Source organism: Aeromicrobium sp. UC242_57 (genome assembly GCF_044452305.1).
Taxonomy (GTDB): domain Bacteria; phylum Actinomycetota; class Actinomycetes; order Propionibacteriales; family Nocardioidaceae; genus Aeromicrobium.
This window is the reverse complement of the sequence record NZ_JBIOAM010000005.1, coordinates 1,132,694-1,156,143: the sequence shown is the minus strand read 5'-3', so window position 1 is coordinate 1,156,143 and position 23,450 is coordinate 1,132,694. Positions and strand designations below refer to the sequence as shown.

Here is a 23,450-nt window from a genome sequence, read left to right as displayed (position 1 = left end):
TTCATCACGATCATTCCCCTATCGTCGCCCTATTCCTTTCAGCCTTCCAGGGGAAAACGGTACAAAGACAGAGAAGATCCGCAACTGTGGAAAACCCGCGCCGAATGAATCAGCGCCGCATCTTGCGCCACACGACGACCTGGTTGTCGGCGACCAGTGCGGGCAGGTTCTGGGGCAGGCTTGGCCGCTGCCAGCTCGGCCTGCAGCTCGGCGACCCTGCCTTGGAGGGCGAGCACCTGGTTCTGCAGCTCGATGACTCGTTTGACGCCTTCGAGCCCGAGACCTTCGGCCGTCAGCCTGGCGACGGTGCGGAGCAGCTCGATGTCGTGCAGCGAATAGCGTCGCCCGCCACCACCGGTTCGTCCCGGGGCCACGAGGCCGAGCCGGTCATAGGTACGCAGCGTCTGCGGATGCAGGCCCGAGAGCTCAGCAGCGACGCTGATCACGAAGACCTTCGCGTCTGGCCCCGGAGGCTGGAACGAACCGTTGGACATCAGCTGACCGCCTCGAACAAGTCATCGCGGGGCGACGTCGACCCGCGGGCCGCGCGCAATGCCTCGACAGCAGCTCGCTCGTCGTCGGAGAGCTCGGTCGGCACCTGCACCTCGACCGTGACGAGCAGATCGCCCTTGGTGCCCGCGCCCTTGCCGCTGGCACGGAAGGTCCGACCCGACGGAGTGCCAGCAGGAATCTTGATCCGGACAGGTGGTCCGTCGAGGGTCGGGACCTGGATCTGCGCGCCCAGGGCTGCTTCGTCGAAGGTCACCGGGACGGTGATCGTCAGATGGTCGCCCTTGCGTCCGAACAGCTTGTGCGGCTCGACGTGCACCACGACGAAGAGGTCGCCATTGGGGCCGCCGTTCTCACCCTTGCCGCCCTTGCCCTTGAGCCGGATACGTTGTCCGTCCTTGACGCCTGCGGGCACCTTGACGTTGAGCGTGCGGCTCGACGGCGCGCGACCCGAGCCCTTGCAGGTGTCGCAGGGGTGCTCGACGATCAGTCCGCGGCCGCGGCACAGATCGCACGGCTCCGTCATGGCGAACACACCACCGGACGCACCGGTCTGCATGCCGCTGCCCTGGCACTTCGTGCAGACCTTCGGGGTCGTCCCTGGCTTGGCACCGGTGCCGTGACACGTCGGGCAGGCTTCGTCGCTGGTCATCCGCAACGGCAGCGTCACACCTTCGACCGCTTGGTCGAAGGTCATCGTGGCCTCGGTCTCGAGGTCGTCGCCCTTGCGAGGCTGCGGGCGTCGTGACCGACCCCGGCCACCTCCACCGCCGAACAGACCGCCGAAGAGGTCGCTGACGTCGAAGTCTGGCTGCCCCCCACGGCCGCCGAAGCCACCACCTGGGTTGCCCCGGAACTGTCCGAACATGCTGCGCTGCTCGTCGTACTCCTTGCGCTTGTCGACTGACGACAAGACCGCGTACGCCTCGGAGATCTCCTTGAAACGCTCTTCGGCGGCCGCATTGCCCGGATTGGAGTCGGGGTGGTTGTCGCGGGCGAGCTTGCGGTATGCCTTCTTGATCTCGTCAGCCGATGCATCCTTCTTGACACCCAGGACCTTGTAGAAGTCTTTGGTCGCCCAATCACTCGCTGCCATCAACCACCCCTCCTCTCCGTCTTAGTTTTCTTGATTACTGGTTTCGACAGGCTCAACCGGCTCAGCGGTCTCGACCGGCGTCTCGTCGACCTCGACCGGGCTGGCCGGATCGACCACACCGACCGTCGCCGGACGAAGCACACGGTCGCCGACCTTGTAGCCCGTGCGGAGCACGTTGTCGATCGTGGTGGTGTCGACATCGGCGGACTCACCGGCGTGGAACACCGCCTCGTGCAGCGACGGGTCGAAGGGCTCACCCTTGGCTCCGAACGCCTCGAGCTCTGTGCTTGGCGATGGCCTGCTGGATCGAGTCGGCAACTGCCTTGAAACCGCCGGTCAGCTCGCCGTGCTCATCGGCGCGGCCGAGATCGTCGAGCACCGTCAACAGCGACTGCAGGACATTGGCTTCGCCCTGCGCCCGGATCAGCCGCGATCGCGATCGACCCGGCGCTTGTAGTTGACGTACTCGGCCTGAAGCCGCTGCAGGTCGAGCGTGCGCTCGGCCAGCTTGCTGCTCGACCGTGGGCTCGGCCGGAGCCTCCGCAGGCTGAGCTTCCTCAACCTGCGGGGACTCCTGCTCCGGGACCGTGCCCTCAGGCTCGGTCACTTGTTGCCCTCAGTCGGCTCGTCGTCGACGATCTCGGCATCGACGACGTCGTCGTCAGCCGCATCGCCGGCCGGAGCGTCAGCACCGGCGGCCTGGGCCTCCGCTGCTGCGGCGGCGTACATCGCCTCGCCCATCTTCGAGCTGGACTCACCGAGCTTGGTGACTGCCGCCGCGACGAGGTCGTTGTCCTCGCCCTTCAGCGCCTCGTTGAGCGCGTCGAGATCGGCCTGCACCTCGGTCTTGACCTCGTCGCCGACCTTGTCGCCGTTCTCCGCGAGGAACTTCTCGGTGGAGTGCGCCAGCGACTCAGCCTGGTTGCGGGTCTCGACAGCCTCACGGCGCGCCTTGTCGTCCTCGGCGTACTGCTCGGCGTCCTTGACCATCTTGTCGATGTCTTCCTTGCTCAGCGCCGAGCCGCCGGTGATCGTCATCGACTGCTCCTTGCCGGTGCCACGGTCCTTGGCGGAGACGTTGACGATGCCGTTGGCGTCGATGTCGAAGGTGACCTCGATCTGCGGGACGCCACGCGGCGCCGGCGGCAGGCCGGTCAGCTCGAACGTCGCCAGCAGCTGGTTGCCCGAAGCCATCTCGCGCTCGCCCTGGTAGACCTGGATCGCGACGGACGGCTGGTTGTCGTCGGCCGTCGTGAAGACCTCGGACCGCTTGGTCGGGATCGTCGTGTTGCGCTCGATGAGCTTGGTCATGACGCCGCCCTTGGTCTCGATGCCGAGACTCAGCGGGGTGACGTCGAGCAGGAGCACGTCCTTGACCTCGCCCTTGAGCACGCCAGCCTGCAGGCTGGCGCCGAGTGCGACGACCTCGTCGGGGTTGACGCCCTTGTTGGGTTCCTTGCCACCCGTGAGGGTCTTGACGACCTCGGTGACGGCCGGCATACGGGTCGAGCCACCCACGAGGACGACGTGGTCGATCTCGTTCGGCTCGATGCCCGCGTCCTTGATGACATTGTTGAACGGCGCCTTGGTGCGCTCGAGCAGGTCGTGCGTGATCTTCTCGAACTCGGCGCGGGTCAGGGTCTCGTCGAGGAACACGGGGTTCTTGTCGGCGTCGACCGTGATGTACGGCAGGTTGATCGAGGTCGACTGGCTCGACGACAGCTCGATCTTGGCGCGCTCGGCGGCCTCGCGGACACGCGGCATGGCCATCTTGTCCTTGGTGAGGTCGAGACCCGTGTTGGTCTTGAACTTCGCGACGATCCAGTCGACGACCTTCTGGTCCCAGTCGTCGCCACCGAGGTGGTTGTCACCGCTGGTCGCCTTGACCTCGATGACGCCGTCACCGATCTCGAGCAGCGACACGTCGAACGTTCCGCCACCGAGGTCGAAGACCAGGATGGTCTGGTCGTCACCCTTGTCGAGGCCGTAGGCCAGCGCTGCTGCCGTGGGCTCGTTGATGATGCGGCTGACGTTGAGGCCGGCGATCTCGCCGGCTTCCTTGGTCGCCTGGCGCTGGTGATCGTTGAAGTAGGCCGGGACCGTGATGACTGCGTCGGTCACGGTCTCACCGAGGTAGGCCTCGGCGTCGCGCTTGAGCTTGGCCAGGATGAAGGCCGAGATCTGCTGCGGGTTGAACGTCTTGCCGTCGATCTCGTCGGTCTTCCAGTCGGTGCCCATGTGACGCTTGACCGAACGGATCGTGCGATCGACGTTGGTCACGCCCTGGCGCTTGGCGACTTCGCCGGCGAGGACTTCGCCGTCCTTGGCGAAGGCGACGACGGACGGGGTGGTGCGGGCGCCTTCGGCGTTCGCGATGACGGTGGGCTCGCCGCCTTCGAGCACGGCAACGACCGAGTTGGTGGTTCCGAGGTCAATTCCTACCGCTCTTGCCATGGTGTTTCCTCCTGCTGTGGGTGGTTCGTGAAGTTCAAAACTGTGTGTCAGATGACTTGAGTCTGATGTTATCAACTTCATCTGATGACCCAAAATTCCCCCTCGGCGAAGAAATCCCGTAGTTTCCACTCATGCGTATCTTTGCCAGCCGCATGGCTGCAGTAACCGTTTTGGCCGCACTCACGCTCGCTGGCTGTGGGGGCAGCGACAGCGATTCAGACTCGAGCAAGGCGAAGGACTCGTCCTCCGCCTCCAAGACCACCGCAGCTCCGACGCCCGAAGTCGATCCCGCCACCGGCAAGACCATCACGGGCAAGGGCTACACGTACTCGGCACCCGACGGGTGGGACGTCCCCACCCAGAAGATCCCGGGCACCGAGATGACTGACTCCTTCGTCGCAGATCTGAAGGACACCGACGGATTCGCCGACAACATCAATGTCATCAAGCAGGACACCACACCGCCGAAAGGAGCTCGACGAGTTCAAGGACGAGCTCGGTGACCAGCTCACGAAGGCCGGCGGAGACAACGTCGAGGTCAAGGAGACCGGGTCGATCGACGGCGAGACGTCGATCCACATCTCGTCGACCCAGGGGACCCAGAACCTGACCGAGCAGTACTTCGTCGTCCACGACGGCGCCACCTACTTCATCACGTTCTCGCACAGCAACGACGTGTCGGAAGACGATCGCGCAGACCTCGCCCAGTCGGTGCTGAGCAGCTGGAAGTGGACCTCCTAGGAGATCTACCTGCTACGACTGCGCTGATGCTGCTCGACCGCCCGGGACGCCCTTCCCGGGCGGTCGACTCGTCTGCCCCTTAAGGTGTCGGCATGACCGACACGACGCGCGACGCTCTCGCCCAGACGATCCTCGGCATCTTGTGGGAGACCACCGACCGACAGGTCTCGCGCGAGATTGCGCACCTGGCAGACATCGCCGTCGACACCTCCGACGACGGCTCGCACGTCGCCCCTCCCGGCCTGCTGATGCCCGAGTCGGGCTGCATCACGGTGCGCGTCGTCGCCACGGCTCGCGGCCACAACGGCGTCGACGAGGCCATGCGTGTCGCCGTCTGGCCGACCGCTGACGGCGGGGACGACCCGGCTTTCGTCGTGACCCGCTCCGACACCGACCGGACGCTGCCGATCGCGCTCGCCGACGTGCAGCCCGAGATCACCGCCCACCTGCGCAGCCAGGTCAACGACTTCATCGCCGCGATCATCGCTCACATGGTCGCCGAGCTCGACGTCAAGATGCAGCGCACGTACATCCGCGAGTCGCAGGGCGAGCTGGCGGAGTACAGCGAGGAGTAGGGCGACTGGTGGATACACAGGTGAGTCACCTGCAAAAAGGTGGCACACTCCGGCTATGCCGACCTCCTTGCCCCGCCACCAGATCACTGAGACACCACAGATCGCGCGTGCGATCGATCTCGCCTCTGCTCGCTGGCCGGGCGAGTCCCGCGCACGGCTGCTGCGCCGCCTCGTGGAGGCCGGCGGTGCCAGCCTGCAGATCGCAGAGGACGAGGACACGGCGCGCCGGAGAGACGCCGTCAACTCGAGCAGCGGAACGTACGCAGACGTCTTCAGCTCCGACCACCTCGCCGAGCTGCGACAGGACTGGCCAGCTTGATCGCGCTCGATGCGAGCATTCTCATCGCGCACCTCAACCCACGTGACAGCCACCACACTGCGGCCACCGACTTCCTGCTGTCCGCGATCTCCGAACCGTTCCTGGTCCACTCGATCACGATGGCCGAGATCCTGGTCGGCGGAGCGAGGTTCGGGCGCGAAGCAGAGATGCACGCAGACCTAGTGGCCGTAGGCGTGCAGCTACCGTCCCCAGACGAGCAGGAGCCGCTGCGTCTGGCCCGGCTCCGAGCCGGCACGAAGCTCAAGCTCCCCTGACTGCTGCGTCCTCGACACAGCCATCACCCATGGTGCGGCACTCGCGACCTTCGACCGCGCCCTCGCTGAGGCCGCCAGAGCCCACCGGGTCACCGTCCTACCGACCCCGTAAACCACAGGACGTCATCCCGAACGAGCCGGTAGGCCTACGTTCGAGATGACGTCCTGAGTGGATCTACGCCTTGACGAGCTCGGGCTCGCCCTTCTCCTCTGCATCCAGGTGCTTCGTGAGCGACTCACCCTCGATGTCGAGGTTCGGCAGCGCCTTGTCGAGCCACTTCGGCAGCCACCACATGCGGTTGCCGAGCAGCGCCATGAACGCCGGGACGATCGTCATGCGGACCAGGAACGCGTCGGCGAGAACACCGATCGCGAGGCCGAAGCCGATCGACTTGATCACGACCTCGTCGCCCAGGGCGAAGGCGCCGAACACGCCGATCATGATCGCGGCCGCAGCCGTGACGACGCGGGCGCCGTACTGGAATCCGAGGACGACCGACTCAGTCGCCTCCTTGCCGTGCACGAACTCCTCGCGCATGCGGGAGACCAGGAACACCTCGTAGTCCATCGCCAGACCGAACAGGATGCCGGTCAGCAGCAGCGGCAGCATGAACAGCACCGGACCGGACTTGTCAATGCCGATCAGGTCGGCGAACCAGCCCCACTGGAAGACCGCGACGGTCGCACCCAACGAGACACCGACCGAGAGCAGGAATCCACCGACTGCCTTGAGCGGGACCAGGATCGAGCGGAACACGATCAGCAGCAGGATGAACGCCAGCCCGACGACGACCAGCAGGTACTTCGGGAACGCCTTGGCGAGCGACTCGGAGATGTCGACACCCACAGCGGTCTGGCCTGTCACGAGCACCTGAGCACCGGTGTCAGACTCCACCCCGTCGACTGCCTGACGCAGCTCGTCGACGAGGGTCTGCGTGTCGGCGTCAGAGGGCCCGCTCTTGGGGATCACCGTGATCAGCGCGTACTGCCCCTGGTCGAGCTGGTCGTTGAAGGCCTGGACGGCCTCCGCCGGAGCATCTGCCGCCGGTACGGGAGAGATGACCGTGGCGACATCGGTCTTGACCGACTCGACCCGCTTGACCGCGGCTGACACGGCTGCCTCCGGATCGCTCGCGCCCTTGGTGTCGACGACGACCATCAACGGCCCGTTCGTGCCAGCGCCGAAGCTGTCGGCGATCAGGTCGTAGGCGACGCGGGGTCCGCTTCCTTCAGCGGCCGCGCCGTCATCGGGCAGGGCGAGCTGCATCGACGCCACCGGGATCGCGACGACGCCCGCGACGACGAGTCCGCCGATGAGGGTCTTGATGCGGTGCTTGGTGACCATGTCGGCCCAACGACGTCCGGCAGGCGCCTTGGTCGTGGGGTCCTCGGGATCGCGCACGTTCATGAACGGCACCTTGCCCCAGCCGATCTTGTTGCCGGCGAAGCCGAACAACGCGGGCAGCAGGCTCAGCGCGATCATGACGGCGACCGCAACGGTTCCGGCAGCTGCCAGACCCATCTGGGTCAAGAAGTTGATGTTGACGACCGACAGGCCCGCCAGCGCGATGACGACGGTGAGTCCGGCGAAGACCACGGCCGACCCGGCCGTTCCAACGGCCCGTCCGGCGGCTTCTTCACGGTCGCGCCCGATGTGCACCTCGTGGTTGTACCGAGACACGATGAACAGGGCGTAGTCGATGCCGACCGCCAGACCCAGCATCAACGCCAGCGTCGGCGTCGACGAACCGAGGTCGATGAATCCGGTCAGCGTCGTGATGGTCGTGACGCCGATGCCGACGCCGATGATGGCCGTCAGCAACGGCATGCCGGCCAGCAGCAAGGAGCCGAAGGTGATGAGCAGGACGATCACGGCCACGCCGAGACCGATCAGCTGCGGTCAGACCCTGCGCAGGCATCTCCTGGAGGGCGTCACCGCCGATCGCGACCTTGAGACCCGCGGCCTCGGCGGCCTCTGGCGCCTCCTCCAACGCGGTACGGTCGGCGTCGGTGAGCTCGATCGACTGCTTGGCGTACGAGATCGACGCGTAGGCGGTCCGGCCGTCCTCAGAGGTGGCCGACAGGACGCGCGCCTCGGGCGGCGTCGTGACGTTCGCCGAGTCGATCGCCGCGAGGGTCTCCTCGACGGCAGCGGCGTTCGCGGGGTCGGCGAGGGTCTGACCCTCGGGCGCCTGGAACACGATGCGCGCGGTGGCTCCGTCGGGCGCCGCGTCGGGAGTGCGCTCCTTGATCAGGTCGAATGCCTGGGTCGACTCGATGCCCGGGAGCGTGAAGGTGTCGGAGGTCTTGCCCGAGAGGGTCGCCGAGGCGATACCCATGAGCAGGAGCAGTCCGACCCAGAAGCTGACGACGATGCGCCGGTGCCTGAACGACCAGCGTCCGAAGCGGTAGAGGTGCCAAGCCATGAGGTGTTGTTCTCCCTGTGAGAAGTGTGGTGCGGGTCAGTGGATTCCGAGGACGGGCAGCAGCGCGCCATCGATGTAGCGGCGAACGAACTCCGGTGCCGGAGCCTCGCCTTCGAGCAGGTGGTGCAGGACGATCGGTGCGATGAAGACGTAGTCGGCAAACACCAGCCCCGGACAGTCGGCAGCGACCTCGCCGCGTTCGACAGCCCTGGCGATGACCGCTCGGATGCTCTCGCGTCCGGGCTCCAGGATCTCGGCTCGCACGGCTTCGGCGAGCTCTTCGTCCTGGCGGATCGCGTGCATGATCGCCGCGAGCAGGTCAGCGTCGTGCTCCTGACCTTCCTTGTGGTCGAGCATCGCCATGAGGTCACCCCGCAGGGTGCCGGTGTCGGGCAGATCTGGCTCGACCTCACCGGCACATCGCATCGCCTCGACGACCAGCGCAGACTTGCTGCCCCACTGCCGGTAGAGGGTCGCCTTGCTCGACTTGGTCGCCTCGGCGATCTGGTCCATCGTCAGCTTGTCGTAGCCATGTTTGGCCACGGCTGGAGAGTTCCGGCATAGAGCTCCGTGAGCCTCTCGGCTGTCAGACGACTCATGAATTCTCCTTGGCGTACATCACCGATGGGTACGAAACTGTTTCGTTTCGATAATACGGATCGAACCAACAGAAACGAAATAGTTTCGCAGTGACATGAGTCACGACTGTCTGCGGCGGGCGGTAGCGTCAGCGCCATGCAGACGTTCGACGACGACCAACGCCGCCGCCGGCTCGGCAGCCGACATCGACTTGCCGGCGAGCGCGATGCGGACGTCGTGGCTGCGGCGGCGTCCGTCGTGGCGCTGCACGGCACCGATCCGGCATCGACCTTCCTGGCCGCTCGAGCCAGGACGACGGGCTTCACCACCGCCGGTCTCGAGCAGGCCCTGTACGACGATCGCAGCCTGGTCCGGGTGCTCGCGATGCGCCGCACGGTCTTCGTCGTGCCAGCGCCCGAAGCTTCCCGTCCTGCTGTCGGGTGCCTCCGACGACGTCGCCCGCATCGAGCGCAAGAAGATGCTCGGCATGCTCCAGGCGTGCGGACTCGAAGCCTCCCCCGCGTGGCTCGACGAGGTCGAGCAGATCGCGCTCGACCGGCTGCGCGAGGTCGGCGAGGCGAGCGCCGCCGAGCTCGCCGACACCGACCCGCGACTCGCGACCCGTCTGGTCCTGTCACCCGGCACCCGTTACGAGACGACCCAAAAGCTCGCCAGCCGCTTGCTGCTCGTGCTGTCGGCCGAGGGCCGGGTCGTGCGGGGCCCGTCCGACCGGGGTCGTGGACGTCCACCCAGATGCGCTGGGCGGCGCTCGACCAGCGGAGCCCGGCCGCCGCAGCTTCCGCTCGACCCGCTCGAAGCGGAAGCCACCTTGGCCCGGCGCTGGCTCGAACGCTTCGGTCCCGCCTCGCCCGACGACCTGACGTGGTGGACCAAGTGGACCAAGACTCGCACCCGTCGGGCACTCGCGGCCTGTGGAGCCGTCGAGGTCGAGCTCGCGGGCGGACCTGGCATCGCCCTGCCCGACGACCTCGGCTGATCCCGACATCGCCACCTGGACGGCCCTGCTTCCGCCCCTCGATCCGACGACGATGGGCTGGAAGCAGCGCGACTGGTATCTCGGCGGCCACGGTCCGGCCCTGTTCGACATCAACGGCAACGCCGGTCCGACTGTGTGGGCAGACGGCCGGATCGTCGGCGGCTGGGCTCACCTGCCGACCGGCGAGATCGCGATCAAGCTTCTCGACGACGTCGGAGCTTACGGCCCGAGACAGCATCGATCAGCAGGCTGTCGAGCTGGCCGCATTCCTCGGCGACGTCCGCATCACGGCGCGGGCGCGCGGCTACTCCCCCGTCGAGCGCGGCTGCTCGGCCAGTGAAGCCGTGTCATGACAGCTCGGCGATCCGGGCCTGCAGGATCGCCCGCTCCTGACCGTTCTTGGTCAACGTCACGGCGCGTAAGAGCTCGCCGCGAGCTTCGTCGTTGCGGCCCAGCTGTATCAGCAGATCGGCTCGCACCGCCGGCACCAGGTGGTATCCGGCGAGCTCCGGCACGTCGGCCAGCTGGTCCAGCAGCGCGAGGCCCACCGCCGGCCCCTCCGCTTTCGACAGGGCGACCGCCCGGTTGAGCTCGACGATCCCCGATCCCGTCGTCGCCGCCAGCGAGGCGTACAGCGAGGCGATGCGCCCCCAGTCGGTCTGCTCGGCGCGACGAGCCCGTGCATGACAGGCAGCGATCTCCGCCTGTAGGACATAGGGTCCGGGTGCGCCCCCGAGCGCGTCGGCCTGCGCCAAAGCCGCGATTCCTCGTCTGATCAGCTGGCCATCCCAGCGCGAGCGGTCCTGATCGAGCAGGAGGATCGGGGCGCCGTCGTTCGAGGTACGGGCTGCTGCCCGCGAGTGCTGCAGCTCCATCAACGCGATCAGACCCCGGACCTCGGGATCGGACGGCACCAGCGTCGACAGGATGCGGCCCAGCCGGATCGCCTCGGCACATAGCTCTGGACGCATCCAGTCATCACCCGACGTCGCCGAGTAGCCCTCGTTGAACAGCAGGTAGATGACCCGCATGACGTCGGCCAACCGCTCGACCCGCTCATCCCCCGACGGCTCGTCCGCGGGTGCGCTGACCTGGGCCAAGGTCTTCTTGGCCCGGGTGATGCGAGCACTGATCGTCGGCGCCGACGTGAGGAACGACCGAGCGATCTCCTCGACGGTCAGCCCGGCGAGCAGGCGCAAGGTCAACGTCACCTGAGCATCCGAGCCCAGTGCCGGGTGGCAGCAGATGAACATCAGCCGCAGCACGTCGTCCTCGACATGGTCGACAGCCGAGGCGATGTCGTCCACGACGTCGCCTCCGCGACGCTCGGCGAGATCGGCGTACGCCTGGTCCTGACGCTCGCGGCGTCGGAAGCCGTCTATGGCTCGACGCTTGGCGACCGCCATCAGCCAGGCTCCCGGATTGGCCGGCACGCCTTCCTGTGGCCATTGCGCGAGTGCGGCGACCAGGGCGTCCTGCGCGAGGTCCTCGGCCAACCCGACGTCACGCGTGATGCGCACGAGTGCTGCGATCAGTCGGGTCGACTCGAGGCGCCAGACGGTCTCCACCGCGACGACGGTCATGTGCTCGGCGGTGTCACGATCTGTCGGATCTCCGCCATCAACGACAGCCCAGGCCAGTGCTCGGCGTGCAGGTCGATGAAGTCGCGCGACCAGGTCGCCATGGCCTCGGGCGAGGGCGACTCGACGACGAAGAAGCCGCCGATGACCTCCTTGGCCTCGGCGAATGGGCCGTCCAGCTCGGTCACCGCGCCGCCACCGACCCGGTAGGCGATGGCGCTGGAAGCTCTCTGCCAGACCGCCGTCGTCGACGATCTGCCCGTTGCTCGTGTCGGCACGAAATGCCGTCATGGCCTCCATCATCCCCTCAGAAGGCGGGCCGGACTCGGCGTTCTCGTCGTGATGGATCAGGACCACGTAACGCATGCTCACGCCCCCATGTCGTCGGGTCCGAACACCTGGCGCACCACGCTGGTGCCTTCGAAGCCGGGCCAGGTGTCGAGATGGATCTGCATGAACCGGCGCGAGTACTCGACCGCTTCGTCCTGTGACCGCACGTCGTACATCGCGTAGCCGCCGATGACTTCCTTCGCCTCGGCGAAGGGTCCGTCGAGCACGGTCAGCTGCCCACCCGTGACTCGGACGTGCGGGCTGTGCTGGACCGGCGCCAGACCACCTTGATCGACGACGACGCCCTTGGACATCATCTCCATGCCGAACGCCCCGATCGCCTCGAACAAGCTCCCGGCGGAGGCGGCCCGAAGGGCTGGGTGGGATCGGACTCGATGTAGGTCAGAAATCGCATGATGTCTCCTTCGGTGGCAGCTGGCCCTCGTGGACAGCCTTCACCATCACGTCGAACCAGGTCCAGCAGATTCGACACGCTCTGCCAGAAAGTTCAGATTTCTTCGGAGACCATATTTGAACATGTTCAAGTATTCAGGTACGGTCATGACAAGAGTTGAACACGTTCAAGAATCGGAGATTGCCATGAGCTGGACCCTGCATCAGCTACATCACCTACCTGCTGATCGTCATCCCCATCACGATCTGGGTTGCCTCGACCCTCTCCCGCAACGGCAAGGTCTTCCTGACCGACGTCTTCAAGGGCGAGGACGGGCTGGCCGAGGCCGTCAACACGCTTCTCGTGCTCGGCTTCTACCTGATCAACCTCGGCTTCGTCATGCTGTTCCTGCGCGCCGGCGACGACGTCGTCGACATGACCGGCCTGTTCGAGCTGCTGAGCGTCAAGGTCGGCACGATCTTGCTGATGCTCGGATTCGTCCACTTCATCAACGTCATGGCGTTCTCGTCACTGCGCCGCAAGGGACGCCACGACGCGGCCCGCGTGCAGGCCCCGACGCCCTACCCCCAGTTCCCCGCGCAGCCGCAGCGCTGACCCCCGGAGGCTAGATTGAGTTCCGTGCCCGAGACCCCCGCGCTGTCCCCGAAGGCAGAACAGACCCGGCAGTCGATCATCGACGCAGCCATGCGGCTGTTCCAGGCCAAGGGCTACGACAAGGCGACGATGCGGGCCATCGCCGACGAGGCCGGAGTGTCGATCGGCAATGCCTACTACTACTTCTCGTCCAAAGAGCATCTGATCCAGGCGTACTACGACCGGATCAACGCCGATCATGCCGCCGCAGCTCAGCGGGCGCTCACCGGCGCGAGCTCGTTCAGCGACCGGCTGACCGGAGTCCTGCTCGCCTGGGTCGACGTCGCCGAGCCGTATCACGAGTTCGCCGGCAAGTTCTTCAAGAATGCGGCCGAGCCGTCCAGCCCACTGTCACCGTTCAGCGCCGACTCCGAGGCGACCCGAGAAGCAGCGATCGACCTGCATCGCGAGGTCATCGACGGGTCTGATCTCAAGCTCGCGAAGGGCCTGCGTGCAGAAGCTGCCCGAGCTCTTGTGGCTCGCGCAGATGGGGGTCGTGCTGTTCTGGGTGCACGACACGAGCGAGGGACAAGAACGGACCCGTCAGCTCGTCCGTCAGGTCGTGCCGGTGCTCGACCGGGCCCTCCGGCTGACCCGGCTGCCCGGCGTCCGCGGTCTCGTCGACGACATCGTCGGAGTCGTGCGGACCATCAAGCCCTGACCAGTGCGCCGCTCAGAAGGCGGCGACCACGACGCCGATCGCAACACCGACGACCAGGACGCCGAGAACTCCAGCCAGGACGGCCGGACCCGCGAAACCGGTCAACGGCTGCCCCGTACGCATCGCCACCTCGGCCCGCCGCCAGCGGATCCACGCCTGGCTGATCGCCAGGGCGGACGCCACGAGCAGGACCAGCGAGAAGGCGGTCCTGGCCCACAGGTCCAGGTCGACAGCCGGAGCATGAACTGCGACGGCGCCTGCCAGCAGAGCCAGCGACGTGCGCAACCACGCCAAGAACGTCCGCTCGTTCGCCAGGGTGAACCGGGTGTCGGGCTCGTCGCCCTGCCCGTAGACGCCCCGCGGGAAACGGGAGTCGTTCACGCCGCCACCGCGTGACGGTCGCACATCGACTCGGTCTCCAGACAGCCCTCGCAGCGGACCATCTGCCGCACGCACGACACGTCTCCGCAGTCAGCGACGTGATTGGTCGCCGCTCCGCACGAGTCGCACTCGCCGACCAGGGCCGTGTGATCGGAGAAGTCCATCGTGATGCGGTCGTCGAAGACGTACAGCGACCCCTCCCACAGGCCGTCGTCGCCGAAGGCATCGCCATACGTCGCGATGCCGCCGTCGAGCTGGTACACCTCCTGGAATCCGCGATTCTTCATCAGCGGCGTCAGCACCTCGCAGCGGATCCCACCGGTGCAGTACGTGACGATCGGCTGATCCTTCAGGTGGTCGTACGCCCCGCTGTCGAGCGCCGCGATGAACTCGCGGGTCGTCTCGACGGGCGGGCGGATCGCCCCCTTGAAGTGCCCGATGTCGGACTCGATCTGGTTGCGACCGTCGAAGAACACGACGGGCTTCTCCGCCACGAGCGCGTGCAGCTGCTCGGGGGTCACATGGGTGCCGCCGTCGACGACGCCGCTCTCGTCGACCGTCAGCTCGTCAGGCGCACCGAAGGTCACGAGCTCGTCACGCACTCGGACGCTGAGCCGCGGGAAGTCGGCCGTCGTGCCGTCGTCGAGCGCGCGTCCCTCGCTCCACTTGAAGTCGATGTCCTTGAACGGCACATACGCCTTCGTGCCCCGGACGTACTTCTTCAGCTGGATGACGTCACCGCCCAGGGTCGCGTTGATGCCGTCCTTGGAGATGATGATGCGGCCGCGGATGTCGAGCGACTCGCACAACGTGCGCTGCCACAGGCGAATCGCATCGGGGTCGGCGAGCGGCGCGAAACCGTAGAACAGGAGGACTTTGGGGGTGGCCACGCGGCAATTCTAGTGCTGGTGGATAACTCGTCTGCTGACCGCCGATGCGCGTCTCGCCGGTGCCCAGGTGCCCTGCCGGATCGAGCTCGTCGCCTAGGGTCGATGACATGACTCAGCTTCACGAGCTGGATGCCACCGCCCAGGCCGCAGCACTCCGGGCAGGTGACGTGACCTCCGTCGAGCTGGTGCAGCACCATCTCGACCGCATCGACCAGCACAGCGCCACGCTCGGCGCCTTCATCACGGTGACCGGCGAACGGGCTCTCGCACAGGCCGCACGTGCCGACGCGAGCCTCGCCACCGGCGACACAGCCCCCTTCACCGGAGTGCCGACCGCGATCAAGGACCTGACCCTCACCGCTGGCGTCACGACCTCGATGGGGTCGACCGTGATGCGCGACTTCGTGCCGCCCGTCGACGCGCACCTCGTCACCTTGATGCAACGCGCCGGGTTCATCAGTCTCGGCAAGACCAACACCCCCGAGTTCGGACTCTCCTCCTACACCGACAACGACCTGATCGGTCCGGCCCACCCCGTGGGACGTCGACCGCAACGCTGGCGGTTCCAGCGGAGGGGCCGCCGCTGCGGTCGCAGCAGGGTTGGTGCCGGTCGCCCAGGGCAGCGACGGTGGCGGGTCGATCCGCATCCCGTCGAGCGCCTGCGGCGTCTTCGGATTCAAGCCGAGCCGCGGTCGGGTCAGCGTCGGTCCGACCGGATCCGAGTGGAGCGGCCTCGCCGTCGACGGCCCCATCGCCCGCACGGTTCGCGATGCGGCGGCCCTGCTCGACGTCCTTGCCCGCCCCATGCCCGGCGACCCGAGACCGATGCCCGCACCAGCCATCCCCTTTGCCGATTCGACGCGGCGCCCACCCGGCAGGCTCCGCATCGCCCGCTGGTCAGCCACCCACCTCGAAGGCGTCGCACCGGGGCCTGAGGCGGTCGCGGCGTGGGACGACGCCAGTCGTCTCCTGCAGTCGCTCGGGCACGAGATCGTCGACGTCGCCAACCCATTTCCGCAGGCACTCGAACCGCAGTACAACGTCATCTGGTCCAGCGGTGTCGCTGGCGCGCCGATCCCTGCCGAGGACGAGCACCTGCTGCGCGCCAACACCCGCTACTGGCGGGCTCGCGGGGCCCGGGCAACAGCGATCGAGCTGGCCCACGCGATGCAGTTCGTCGAAGCCACGACGCGCGACGTCGTCATCGGACTGCAGGCCTATGACGCGTTCCTCACCCCGACGCTTGCCCTGCCCGCACAACCGGTCGCCTGGTTCAACGAGTCTGGTGACCCGGCTGAGGACCATCGGCGCGGCTGCCTGTTCACCCCCTACACGGCGCTCTACAACATGAGCGGCCAGCCCGCGGCGAGCCTGCCGCTCGGCTGGACCGACACCGGCCTCCCAGTCGGAGTCATGCTGGCCACGCATCCGGGTCAGGACAACCTGCTGTTCAGCCTGTGCGCGCAGGTCGAGGCCGCCGCACCGTGGGCCCAGCACCGACCACCAGCATTCGCCTGACCGACCGCGTCGTGCGAGAGCTTAGTCGCGGGCGGTCATGATGATCGGATCACCGTCGGTGATCGCGATCGTGTGCTCGACATGAGCACCGCGCGAGCCGTCGGCGCTGCGGATGGTCCAGCCGTCGTCGTCCATCACGATCTCGTCGGTCGTGTGCAGGAACCACGGCTCGATCGCGATGACGAGTCCAGGCTTCAGCGGGAGTCCGCGACCGGCCTTGCCGTCATTGGGGACGTGCGGGTCGCCGTGCATCGTCCGACCGACACCGTGCCCGCCGAACTGCGTGTTGATCTTGAGCCCGTGCTTGCGCCCCACGGCGCCGATCGCGGCCGAGATGTCACCGATGCGGTTGCCGGGACGGGCCACGGCGATGGCCGCATCAAGGGCTTCCTGCGCCTGGGCGATCAACCGGACATCCTCTTCACGAGGGGTGCCGACGATGACGCTGACCGCGGAGTCGCAGACCCACTTGTTGACCGACACCGCGAAGTCGAAGCTCACCAGGTCGCCGTCACGCAGCTTGTACTTGTGCGGGAGGCCGTGGAGCACCGCGTCGTTGACCGACGTGCACAGCACCTTGCCGAACGGGCTCGCGCCGAACGAGGGGTGATAGTCGATGTAGCAGGACTCCGCGCCCTCCTTGCGGATCATCTCGTGCGCCAACGCATCGAGGTCGATCAGGTTGACGCCGACATCGGCTGCCTCGGACAACGCCGTCAGCACCGACGCGACGAACCGGCCCGCCGGGCGCATCTCGTCGAGCTGGGTGGGGGTGAGAAGTTCGATCATCGGGTTTCCTGCCGTTCGCGAGACATGCCGACCAGTGTCACGGCCACGGCAGCGACCACCGCGGCGGTTCCGACCAGGGCCATCGGCGCGCTGCCGTAGACGTCATTGCCCTCGGCCGTCGTGACCGACGAGACCAGCGAGGCGCCACCCAGAAGACTGAGCAGCATCGCGCAGATCGTGTGGAGCGAGCTGCGGTGCGACCAGGCCTGAAAGGCCACGACCGCTACGACCGCCGCAGCGGCCACCACCGCGACCCGGACGGCCGTGGCGGCCGATCCGAAGTCGACCTCAGCCAGCTGCGCCAGGACGTACGCGATCAGGACGACCCCTTCGGCCACGACCATCACGATGAAACTTGGTGCCTTCGTCACGTTGTACCTTCCCTCGGGGCAACCCTACGCGTTCGGCGCCCCACCCGAGACGTCGCTGCCCAGTGATGGAGATCGCCGGGAGCGGCCGCCCCGCTCACGAGCCGGGTTCGTCGCCTTCCCGTCCAGCCACAGGACGTCGGTCGGGTCGTTGTGCGCGCCTCCGGTGCCGACGTGCTTCGTGCTGATCGTCGGGCCGTTCTTGACGACGTGGACGATCGCCATGGCATGGCCACGGCCCAGTCCGTAGTCGGTCTTGAGCCAGTCGATGATGACGCCGGCCTTGACGTCTGGAGCGTCGAAGCCGCGTCCCTTCGCCTCGTCCACCAACGCCCGCGGCGTCAGTCCGGTCTTCAGCTCGACGGCGTCGAGATACGCCTGGAACGACATGGGGTCCTCCTCTGTGCTGTTCTTCTTCTGACACCTCTATGTCGAACGAGCAGCGCAGAATTCGACACGCAGCTCCAGCTATTCGAGCGACGACCGGAATCGTTGCATGCCCGAGATCCAGCGGTCCTGATCGGCCGCCTTGCGGGCATACATCTCGCCGACCTCGGGATGGGGAAGAGCGAAGAACGTCTCGGCGGCGATCGCCTCGAGCAGCACGTCCGCGACCTCCAGCGGGGTCAGCGTCGCTCCGGCCGTCACGACAGACTTCATCGCCATGCGACCAGTCGCATCCTCGCTCGACTCGCCTTCGTGCAGCATGTCGGTGCGCACCCCCATCGGGCACAGGCAGCAGACTTGCACCCCTTGGTCGCCGTACGTCGCGGCCAGCCACTCAGCGAATCCGACCGCCGCGTGCTTGGTCACCGAGTAGGTCGGTGAGCCCAGCTGGGTGAGCAGGCCGGCCGCCGACGCCGTGCTGACGAAGCACCCCCGGCCCCGTTCGACCCAGCCCGGCACCAGGGCCTGGGCCGCTCGCACCTGACCCATGACGTTGACGTCCCAGCCGAGCGCCCAGTCGGACTCCGGCGCCTCGAGGCCGAAGCCCCGGAAGACGCCGGCGTTGGCGACGTACACGTCGACCGGATCCGAGGCGGCCGCGACCAGCGCCGCGATGTGGCCTGCGTCAGCAGCATCGCCGGCGACGAAGGTGACCCGGCCGACGTGCTCCTGCGCGAGACGCGAGGCAGTCGCCTCGAGCCGCTCGCCGTCGAGGTCGCCGGAGCACGACAGACGCGCCCTCCTCGAGGAGACGCTGGGCGATCCCCTCCCCGATGCCGCTCGCGGCACCGGTCACGACGGCTGTCGCGCCCCGGACGTCCATCAGGCGTGCCGCTTGAGCTCAGCCTTGGCGAGAGCGTTCTTGTGCACCTCGTCGGGACCGTCCGCGAAGCGCAGCGTGCGCATGCCGGCGAACCACTCGGCGAGCGGGAAGTCCTGGCTCAGTCCGCCCGCACCGTGCACCTGGATCGCCTTGTCGAGGATCCACTCGACGGTCTGCGGCGTCGCGATCTTGATGGCCTGGATCTCGGTGTGCGCCGCCTTGTTGCCCGCGGTGTCCATGAGCCAGGCGGCCTTGAGGATCAGCAGCCGCAGCTGCTCGACCTTGACCCGCGACTCGGCGATCCAGTCGCGCACGACGCCCTGCTCGGCGATCGGCTTGCCGAAGGCGACCCGCTCCGACGCCCGCTTGCTCATCATCTCGATGGCACGCTCGGCGATGCCGAGCGAACGCATGCAGTGGTGGATGCGACCGGGTCCCAGCCGCGCCTGGGCGATCGCGAAGCCCTCGCCCTCACCGCCGATCAGGTTGCTCGCGGGCACCCGCACGTCGGTGAAGCGCATCTCGGCGTGACCGCCGTGATCGCGGTCGTGATAGCCGAAGACGTGCATCCCGCGGATGATCTCGAGGCCTGGGGTGTCCCGTTCGACCAGGATCATCGACTGCTGACGGTGCCGCGCTGCTTCTGGATCGGTCTTGCCCATCACGATGAAGATCTTGCAGTCGGGGTTCATCGCGCCGGTGATCCACCACTTGCGGCCGTTGATGACGTACTCGTCGCCATCGCGGACGATGCTCAGCTCGACGTTGGTGGCGTCGGACGAGGCGACCTGCGGCTCGGTCATCGCGAAGGCCGAGCGGATGTCTCCTTCGAGCAGGGGCGTGAGCCAGCGGCTCTTCTGCTCGGCGGTGCCGAACATGCCCAGCACCTCCATGTTGCCGGTGTCGGGCGCAGCACAGTTGAACACCGCAGGAGCCATCTGGATGCTGCGTCCCGTGATCTCGGCGATCGGCGCGTACTGCAGGTTGGTCAGCCCTGCGCCGTGCTCGCTCGGGTCGAAGAAGTTCCAGAGTCCCTGCGCCTTCGCCTTCGCGCGCAGCTCCATGACGATGGGCGGAACGTCCAGCGATCCTCGGCGATGCTCTGCTCGATCTGCTGCTTGAGGATCGGCTCGGCTGGGTAGACCTCGGCGTCCATGAAAGCGGTGACCCGCTCGATCAGCTCATTCGTCACGTCGTCGAAGGCGAAGTGCATGTCAGGCCCCTGCGTAGACGTAGACGACCTCGGCGATGCAGACCGGCTTGGTCGCACCTTCGACCTCGATCACGAAGGTGATGACGACCTGGGTGCCGATCGCGATGTCGTTGGTCTCCTTGAGCGTCGCGGTGGCCCGCAGCCGTGACCCCACCGGGACCGGCGAGGGGAACCGGACCTTGTTGGCGCCGTAGTTCATGCCGAAGGCGATGTTCTCGACGGAGTAGATCTCGGCGGCCAGGACCGGGAGCAGGGAGAGAGTCAGGTAGCCGTGGGCGATCGGGCCACCGAACGGCCCCTTGGCCGCACGCTCGGGATCGACGTGGATCCATTGGTGATCGCCGGTCGCGTCGGCGAACGTGTTGACCTGCTCCTGGGTCACGGTCATCCAGTCGCTGGTACCGAGCTCCTGCCCGGCCACGGCCTTCAGGGCGTCGATGCTGTCGAATACACGGGTCATTCAAAAACCTCCGGCTAGGTAAGCGCTTGCTTAGTTGGCACCCTAGCCCGTGTCGGTGCCAGGGTCTAGAGCAGCATCCTGGCGACGATCGGGACCGCCCCGAGCAGACCTGCCACGACGAGCACTCCTTTGTCGAGTCTCGTCCAGGGGGCCGGTTCGGCCCACGTCCGCCCGTGGGCGTTCGTGAATCCACGTGCGTCCATCGCGATCGACGTCGTCGTCGCCCCACGCATCGCATGGACCAGCAGCGCGAACGACATGTTCGCCGCGTGGCGCCCCTGTGCCAACGGGCTGCGGCTGGCGCCGAACCCCCTGACCCGTCGCACACGTTCGAGCTGCTGCCAGGCCAAGCCGAAACCAGTGAACTTCTGCAGCGCTGCCGCGAACGCTGCCATCAGCCGCGCAGGCAGGTGCAGCGTCTGCGCCAGGTAGTCCGCCAGCCGGGTCGGGTCGACGTAGCCCGCCATGACCGACCCGGGCCAGGCCAGCACCATGATCCGCAGGCCGGCCGTGAAGGCCTGCTCGACGTCACGGCCGCCGAGCCGCCAGGTCGAGTAGACGATCGTCGCCGAAGCGAAGGCGGTGAACAGCAAGCACACGAGCGGATAGCGCCAACCCGGAAGCAGCAGCAACGCTGCGAGCAGATAAGGCACCCAGCGCGATCAGGCCGACCTCGAGACTGCGCACCCAGAACGATCCGACCAACGACAGGAGACCGACCGAGATCAGGGCCAGTGGATTGGCCCGGAGCACCAGGCCCCTCACATCATCACCCCCGCAGCCATGCGGTGCTCGACGTCAAGCGGCAGATCGGGGTCGTGCGTCGAGACACTCACCGTCGCACCCGCGTCGCGGGCCGCTGCGATCCACCCAGCCACCGCAGCCCAGGTGCCAGGGTCCTGCCCGACGGTGGGTTCGTCCAGCAACGCGACTCCCGGCCGGTGCCCGAGCGCCGCGGCGATGGCCAACCGTCGCTGCTCGCCCCCGGACAGCCGATAAGGGTGAGCGCCTGCCAGGTGCGCCAGGCCGAAGAGGTCGAGCACTGCCATGACATCGATGTGTCGTTCGAGCCGAGTGGCAGTGTGACAGACCTCGTCGGCGACCTTAGTGGTCAAGAAGCCGTGCTCCGGGTTCTGCGGCACCCAGCCGACCGATGCCGCCAGAGCGGTCGATCGCAGCCGGCGTAGATCAGGTGTCACCGTGCCCGAGGCAGGCTTGAGCAGCCCGCCGAGCACCGCCAACGCGGTCGACTTGCCCGCGCCGCTGCGTCCCGTGAACCCCGTGACCTGGCCGGGCGCGATCGACGTGGTCAGACCCTTCAGGGCCATGGTGCGCTGCGTCCCTCGCAGCGTGCGCATGACCAGCTCGACCGAGACGTCCTGCGCCGTCACGGTCGGGGCCTCGCCGACCGGGCCGACCAGCCCAGCGGGGACGTCGAGCGGGCGCGGCGCGGTCATGCCGGGCATCCAGACTCCAGACGGCGCGCTCCCAGCCAGAAAAGCTCGCGACGGTCCCATCGCTGACCACCACGCCACCCGGCCCCAGGACAACCACCCGGTCCACGTGCGGCAGCCACGGCCCGATCCGGTGCTCGACCACGATCAACGTACGGTCGCGGGTTGCCGCCAGCACCGCCTCACGGACGCTTGTCGCGGTGTCCGGATCGAGCATCGACGTCGGCTCGTCGAGCAGCAGGACATCGGGGTGCATCGCAAGGACCCCCGCCAGCGCCAGACGTTGCTGCTCGCCGCCGGACAGGGCACCCGTGAAGTGATCACGTGGATACGTCAGGCCGACCGCAGCCAGCGCCGTGTCGACCAACGGCCAGATCTGTGCGGCCGGGAGAGCCGCGTTCTCCAGGCCGAAGGCGACGTCGCGGCCGATCCGTTCGGCCACGATCGCGTCGGCCGGATTCTGCAGCAGCAAGCCCAGTCTGCCGTCGACATGGGCTGTTCCGCTCAGCTCGCCTGCGATCGTCGACCCGAGAGCGCCGGCCAGTCCGTGCAGCAAGGTCGACTTGCCGGCGCCGCTCGGGCCGACGAGCAGCACCCGCTCGCCGGGTTCGACGGTCAGGTCGAACCCGGCGATGACGGGGTGTCGGCGGCCCATGGGGCGCCAGGTGAAGTCGCGGAAGCGGACTTCGCCGGTGGACATGGCTAGACCTCGTCGACCTGTTCGCGTCCGGCCTCGAAGGCGTCCAGGGCACCAGCCCGGGCGAGACCCCGGACCAGGAGGAATCCACCGATGCCCGCGATGATGATGCCCGAGGCCACGAAGACCCCCAGGTGCGCGAGCTTGTAGCCCCAGCCCCAGTACGAGTACCAGTTGGACCACTCGTAGAGGACCTCGAACACGGCGGCCAGTGCAGCACCTGCGGCCGCGAACACGACGCCGAAACGACGGTAGAGGCCGATCGCCAGGACGATCTCGACGCCCGCGCCTTGGAGCAGGCCCGAGACGATCGCGGTCATGCCCCATTCATTGCCAGGGAGCAGCGCCGAGATGCTGGCAGCGATCACCTCGCCGGCCAGTGCGGCACCGGGCTTGCGGACGATCAGGCCGATGACGACACCGGCGATCAGCCAGCCGCCACCGAACAGCGCGACGCTCGGCGGAAACGACAGCATCCCTGCGGTGCTGGCGGCGGCGTACAGCTTGCCCCACCCCCAGAAGATGACGCCGAAGGCGACACCCAGGGTGGTGATGGTGACCAAGTCGATCGTGCGATAACGCACCAAGGACCTGCCTGTAGACGTGATGGCAGAACTCATCGTGACTCCCTTCGCCGGTACTAACCGGAGCAGGTTCAAGGGTCTGCGGCGGATCCGCACTCTCAGCGCCCTCTGCTTGAGGCGCTCCCCTGTCTTGTGCAGTCGAGGCTACACCCGCCCGCTGGGGACGAAGGAATCTGATCGTGCCATCAGGCGCGTCGGCAGTGACTCGGAGACGACAAGGCCCCGGGGGGGTTCG

Annotated in this window: 30 protein-coding genes, 6 pseudogenes and 1 riboswitch; of the genes and pseudogenes, 11 read left to right on the top strand and 25 right to left on the bottom strand. The window is 67.2% G+C overall.

Going from position 1 to position 23,450, the window contains the following annotated elements; translation table 11 throughout:
* Positions 1-38: 38 nt before the first annotated feature.
* From ACHMWU_RS28820 to dnaK, 5 genes are read right to left on the bottom strand one after another with little or no spacing between them, the layout of a single operon-like run.
* Positions 39-494 carry a heat shock protein transcriptional repressor HspR gene (locus ACHMWU_RS28820; protein WP_396048910.1) on the bottom strand — a complete coding sequence of 152 codons (456 nt, stop codon included), beginning with the start codon at positions 492-494 and terminating at the stop codon, positions 39-41.
* Positions 494-1,606 (bottom strand): molecular chaperone DnaJ, encoded by a 1,113-nt coding sequence (gene dnaJ, locus ACHMWU_RS28815; protein WP_396048909.1) that lies wholly within the window; start codon positions 1,604-1,606, stop codon positions 494-496. Before dnaJ ends, ACHMWU_RS28820 begins: the two co-directional genes overlap by 1 nt.
* A 21-nt stretch (positions 1,607-1,627) precedes the next feature.
* Complete coding sequence (gene grpE, locus ACHMWU_RS28810; RefSeq protein ID WP_396048908.1) at positions 1,628-1,831, bottom strand: nucleotide exchange factor GrpE; 204 nt, start codon at positions 1,829-1,831, stop codon at positions 1,628-1,630.
* Positions 1,832-1,859: 28 nt separating this feature from the next.
* The gene (locus tag ACHMWU_RS28805) at positions 1,860-2,213 is read right to left on the bottom strand and encodes a hypothetical protein (protein ID WP_396048907.1); all 354 of its coding nucleotides are present in this window, start codon (positions 2,211-2,213) and stop codon (positions 1,860-1,862) included.
* A complete protein-coding gene (gene dnaK, locus ACHMWU_RS28800; protein WP_396048906.1) occupies positions 2,210-4,060 on the bottom strand; it encodes a molecular chaperone DnaK in 1,851 nt (616 codons plus the stop codon). Before dnaK ends, ACHMWU_RS28805 begins: the two co-directional genes overlap by 4 nt.
* A 152-nt stretch (positions 4,061-4,212) precedes the next feature.
* Here dnaK and ACHMWU_RS28795 point away from each other — a divergent pair, with 152 nt between their 5' ends.
* The 5 genes from ACHMWU_RS28795 (at position 4,213) to ACHMWU_RS28775 (ending at position 5,970) form a co-directional block, all read left to right on the top strand.
* The gene (locus ACHMWU_RS28795; protein WP_396048905.1) at positions 4,213-4,563 is read left to right on the top strand and encodes a hypothetical protein; all 351 of its coding nucleotides are present in this window, start codon (positions 4,213-4,215) and stop codon (positions 4,561-4,563) included.
* Entirely contained in the window at positions 4,499-4,801 is a 303-nt protein-coding gene (locus ACHMWU_RS28790) for a hypothetical protein (protein WP_396048904.1), read from the top strand. The genes ACHMWU_RS28795 and ACHMWU_RS28790 overlap by 65 nt, the downstream gene beginning before the upstream one ends.
* Positions 4,802-4,893: 92 nt before the next feature.
* Positions 4,894-5,376 (top strand): hypothetical protein, encoded by a 483-nt coding sequence (locus tag ACHMWU_RS28785; protein WP_396048903.1) that lies wholly within the window; start codon positions 4,894-4,896, stop codon positions 5,374-5,376.
* Positions 5,377-5,431: 55 nt separating this feature from the next.
* Positions 5,432-5,695: a hypothetical protein gene (locus tag ACHMWU_RS28780; protein WP_396048901.1), complete on the top strand. Its 264-nt coding sequence runs from the start codon at positions 5,432-5,434 to the stop codon at positions 5,693-5,695.
* The gene (locus tag ACHMWU_RS28775) at positions 5,692-5,970 is read left to right on the top strand and encodes a PIN domain-containing protein (RefSeq protein WP_396048900.1); all 279 of its coding nucleotides are present in this window, start codon (positions 5,692-5,694) and stop codon (positions 5,968-5,970) included. The genes ACHMWU_RS28780 and ACHMWU_RS28775 overlap by 4 nt, the downstream gene beginning before the upstream one ends.
* A gap of 175 nt (positions 5,971-6,145) precedes the next feature.
* Here ACHMWU_RS28775 and ACHMWU_RS28770 read toward each other — a convergent pair whose 3' ends face one another.
* From ACHMWU_RS28770 to ACHMWU_RS28755, 4 genes and pseudogenes are all read right to left on the bottom strand, one after another.
* Positions 6,146-7,849, bottom strand: coding sequence for an MMPL family transporter (locus tag ACHMWU_RS28770; RefSeq protein ID WP_396048899.1), 1,704 nt, complete (start codon positions 7,847-7,849; stop codon positions 6,146-6,148).
* Positions 7,850-7,940: 91 nt separating this feature from the next.
* Positions 7,941-8,309 (bottom strand): annotated as a pseudogene (locus ACHMWU_RS28765) (MMPL family transporter); the annotation flags it as partial.
* 123 nt (positions 8,310-8,432) lie between these two features.
* Positions 8,433-8,939, bottom strand: a complete 507-nt coding sequence (locus ACHMWU_RS28760; RefSeq protein WP_396048898.1) for a TetR/AcrR family transcriptional regulator — start codon at positions 8,937-8,939, stop codon at positions 8,433-8,435.
* A gap of 156 nt (positions 8,940-9,095) precedes the next feature.
* Positions 9,096-9,464 (bottom strand): hypothetical protein, encoded by a 369-nt coding sequence (locus tag ACHMWU_RS28755; RefSeq protein WP_396048897.1) that lies wholly within the window; start codon positions 9,462-9,464, stop codon positions 9,096-9,098.
* On the opposite strand from ACHMWU_RS28755, the pseudogene ACHMWU_RS28750 reads away from it, so the two are divergent.
* Positions 9,454-10,312: pseudogene (locus ACHMWU_RS28750) on the top strand (winged helix DNA-binding domain-containing protein). The gene ACHMWU_RS28755 and the pseudogene ACHMWU_RS28750 overlap by 11 nt on opposite strands.
* Before the next feature lie 7 nt (positions 10,313-10,319).
* Here ACHMWU_RS28750 and ACHMWU_RS28745 read toward each other — a convergent pair.
* The 3 genes from ACHMWU_RS28745 to ACHMWU_RS28735 all read right to left on the bottom strand — a co-directional run bounded on the left by ACHMWU_RS28745 (position 10,320) and on the right by ACHMWU_RS28735 (position 12,232).
* Positions 10,320-11,555: an RNA polymerase sigma factor gene (locus ACHMWU_RS28745; protein WP_396048896.1), complete on the bottom strand. Its 1,236-nt coding sequence runs from the start codon at positions 11,553-11,555 to the stop codon at positions 10,320-10,322.
* Entirely contained in the window at positions 11,552-11,830 is a 279-nt protein-coding gene (locus ACHMWU_RS28740) for a YciI family protein (protein WP_396048895.1), read from the bottom strand. The genes ACHMWU_RS28745 and ACHMWU_RS28740 overlap by 4 nt, the downstream gene beginning before the upstream one ends.
* A gap of 90 nt (positions 11,831-11,920) precedes the next feature.
* Positions 11,921-12,232, bottom strand: a complete 312-nt coding sequence (locus tag ACHMWU_RS28735) for a YciI family protein (RefSeq protein WP_396048894.1) — start codon at positions 12,230-12,232, stop codon at positions 11,921-11,923.
* A gap of 407 nt (positions 12,233-12,639) precedes the next feature.
* Between ACHMWU_RS28735 and ACHMWU_RS28730 the strand changes: the two genes are divergently transcribed.
* The 3 genes and pseudogenes from ACHMWU_RS28730 to ACHMWU_RS28720 all read left to right on the top strand — a co-directional run bounded on the left by ACHMWU_RS28730 (position 12,640) and on the right by ACHMWU_RS28720 (position 13,591).
* Positions 12,640-12,891 carry a hypothetical protein gene (locus ACHMWU_RS28730; RefSeq protein WP_396048892.1) on the top strand — a complete coding sequence of 84 codons (252 nt, stop codon included), beginning with the start codon at positions 12,640-12,642 and terminating at the stop codon, positions 12,889-12,891.
* Positions 12,892-12,981: 90 nt separating this feature from the next.
* Positions 12,982-13,344, top strand: a pseudogene (locus tag ACHMWU_RS28725) (TetR family transcriptional regulator); the annotation flags it as partial.
* Positions 13,345-13,381: 37 nt separating this feature from the next.
* The gene (locus ACHMWU_RS28720; RefSeq protein WP_396048891.1) at positions 13,382-13,591 is read left to right on the top strand and encodes a hypothetical protein; all 210 of its coding nucleotides are present in this window, start codon (positions 13,382-13,384) and stop codon (positions 13,589-13,591) included.
* Between the two features lie 12 nt (positions 13,592-13,603).
* On the opposite strand, the gene ACHMWU_RS28715 is transcribed toward ACHMWU_RS28720, so the two are convergent.
* A complete protein-coding gene (locus tag ACHMWU_RS28715) occupies positions 13,604-13,972 on the bottom strand; it encodes a YidH family protein (RefSeq protein WP_396048890.1) in 369 nt (122 codons plus the stop codon).
* Positions 13,969-14,862 (bottom strand): rhodanese-related sulfurtransferase, encoded by an 894-nt coding sequence (locus ACHMWU_RS28710; protein WP_396048889.1) that lies wholly within the window; start codon positions 14,860-14,862, stop codon positions 13,969-13,971. Before ACHMWU_RS28710 ends, ACHMWU_RS28715 begins: the two co-directional genes overlap by 4 nt.
* 44 nt (positions 14,863-14,906) lie before the next feature.
* Here ACHMWU_RS28710 and ACHMWU_RS28705 point away from each other — a divergent pair.
* Positions 14,907-15,332: pseudogene (locus ACHMWU_RS28705) on the top strand (amidase family protein); the annotation flags it as partial.
* Between the two features lie 124 nt (positions 15,333-15,456).
* Positions 15,457-16,380, top strand: a pseudogene (locus ACHMWU_RS28700) (amidase); the annotation flags it as partial.
* Positions 16,381-16,401: 21 nt separating this feature from the next.
* Here the strand turns inward: ACHMWU_RS28700 and map are convergent.
* The 11 genes and pseudogenes from map to ACHMWU_RS28645 all read right to left on the bottom strand — a co-directional run bounded on the left by map (position 16,402) and on the right by ACHMWU_RS28645 (position 23,251).
* Positions 16,402-17,169: a type I methionyl aminopeptidase gene (gene map, locus ACHMWU_RS28695; protein ID WP_396048888.1), complete on the bottom strand. Its 768-nt coding sequence runs from the start codon at positions 17,167-17,169 to the stop codon at positions 16,402-16,404.
* The gene (locus ACHMWU_RS28690; RefSeq protein WP_396048887.1) at positions 17,166-17,540 is read right to left on the bottom strand and encodes a hypothetical protein; all 375 of its coding nucleotides are present in this window, start codon (positions 17,538-17,540) and stop codon (positions 17,166-17,168) included. The genes map and ACHMWU_RS28690 overlap by 4 nt, the downstream gene beginning before the upstream one ends.
* Positions 17,541-17,564: 24 nt before the next feature.
* Entirely contained in the window at positions 17,565-17,927 is a 363-nt protein-coding gene (locus ACHMWU_RS28685; RefSeq protein ID WP_396048886.1) for a DUF4287 domain-containing protein, read from the bottom strand.
* 78 nt (positions 17,928-18,005) lie between these two features.
* Positions 18,006-18,807, bottom strand: a pseudogene (locus ACHMWU_RS28680) (SDR family oxidoreductase).
* The gene (locus ACHMWU_RS28675; RefSeq protein ID WP_396048884.1) at positions 18,807-19,871 is read right to left on the bottom strand and encodes an acyl-CoA dehydrogenase family protein; all 1,065 of its coding nucleotides are present in this window, start codon (positions 19,869-19,871) and stop codon (positions 18,807-18,809) included. The pseudogene ACHMWU_RS28680 and the gene ACHMWU_RS28675 overlap by 1 nt, the downstream one beginning before the upstream one ends.
* Entirely contained in the window at positions 19,796-20,020 is a 225-nt protein-coding gene (locus ACHMWU_RS28670) for a hypothetical protein (protein ID WP_396048883.1), read from the bottom strand. The genes ACHMWU_RS28675 and ACHMWU_RS28670 overlap by 76 nt, the downstream gene beginning before the upstream one ends.
* A gap of 1 nt (position 20,021) precedes the next feature.
* Complete coding sequence (locus ACHMWU_RS28665; protein WP_396048882.1) at positions 20,022-20,480, bottom strand: MaoC family dehydratase; 459 nt, start codon at positions 20,478-20,480, stop codon at positions 20,022-20,024.
* A 65-nt stretch (positions 20,481-20,545) separates the two neighbouring features.
* Positions 20,546-21,133 (bottom strand): energy-coupling factor transporter transmembrane component T family protein, encoded by a 588-nt coding sequence (locus ACHMWU_RS28660; protein ID WP_396048881.1) that lies wholly within the window; start codon positions 21,131-21,133, stop codon positions 20,546-20,548.
* A 108-nt stretch (positions 21,134-21,241) separates the two neighbouring features.
* Positions 21,242-21,781 (bottom strand): ABC transporter ATP-binding protein, encoded by a 540-nt coding sequence (locus ACHMWU_RS28655; protein WP_396049268.1) that lies wholly within the window; start codon positions 21,779-21,781, stop codon positions 21,242-21,244.
* The gene (locus ACHMWU_RS28650) at positions 21,669-22,634 is read right to left on the bottom strand and encodes an ABC transporter ATP-binding protein (RefSeq protein ID WP_396048880.1); all 966 of its coding nucleotides are present in this window, start codon (positions 22,632-22,634) and stop codon (positions 21,669-21,671) included. Before ACHMWU_RS28650 ends, ACHMWU_RS28655 begins: the two co-directional genes overlap by 113 nt.
* Positions 22,635-22,636: 2 nt before the next feature.
* Positions 22,637-23,251, bottom strand: a complete 615-nt coding sequence (locus ACHMWU_RS28645; protein ID WP_396048878.1) for an ECF transporter S component — start codon at positions 23,249-23,251, stop codon at positions 22,637-22,639.
* Positions 23,241-23,352: riboswitch (TPP riboswitch) on the bottom strand. (Overlaps the previous gene by 11 nt.)
* Positions 23,353-23,450: the final 98 nt, after the last annotated feature.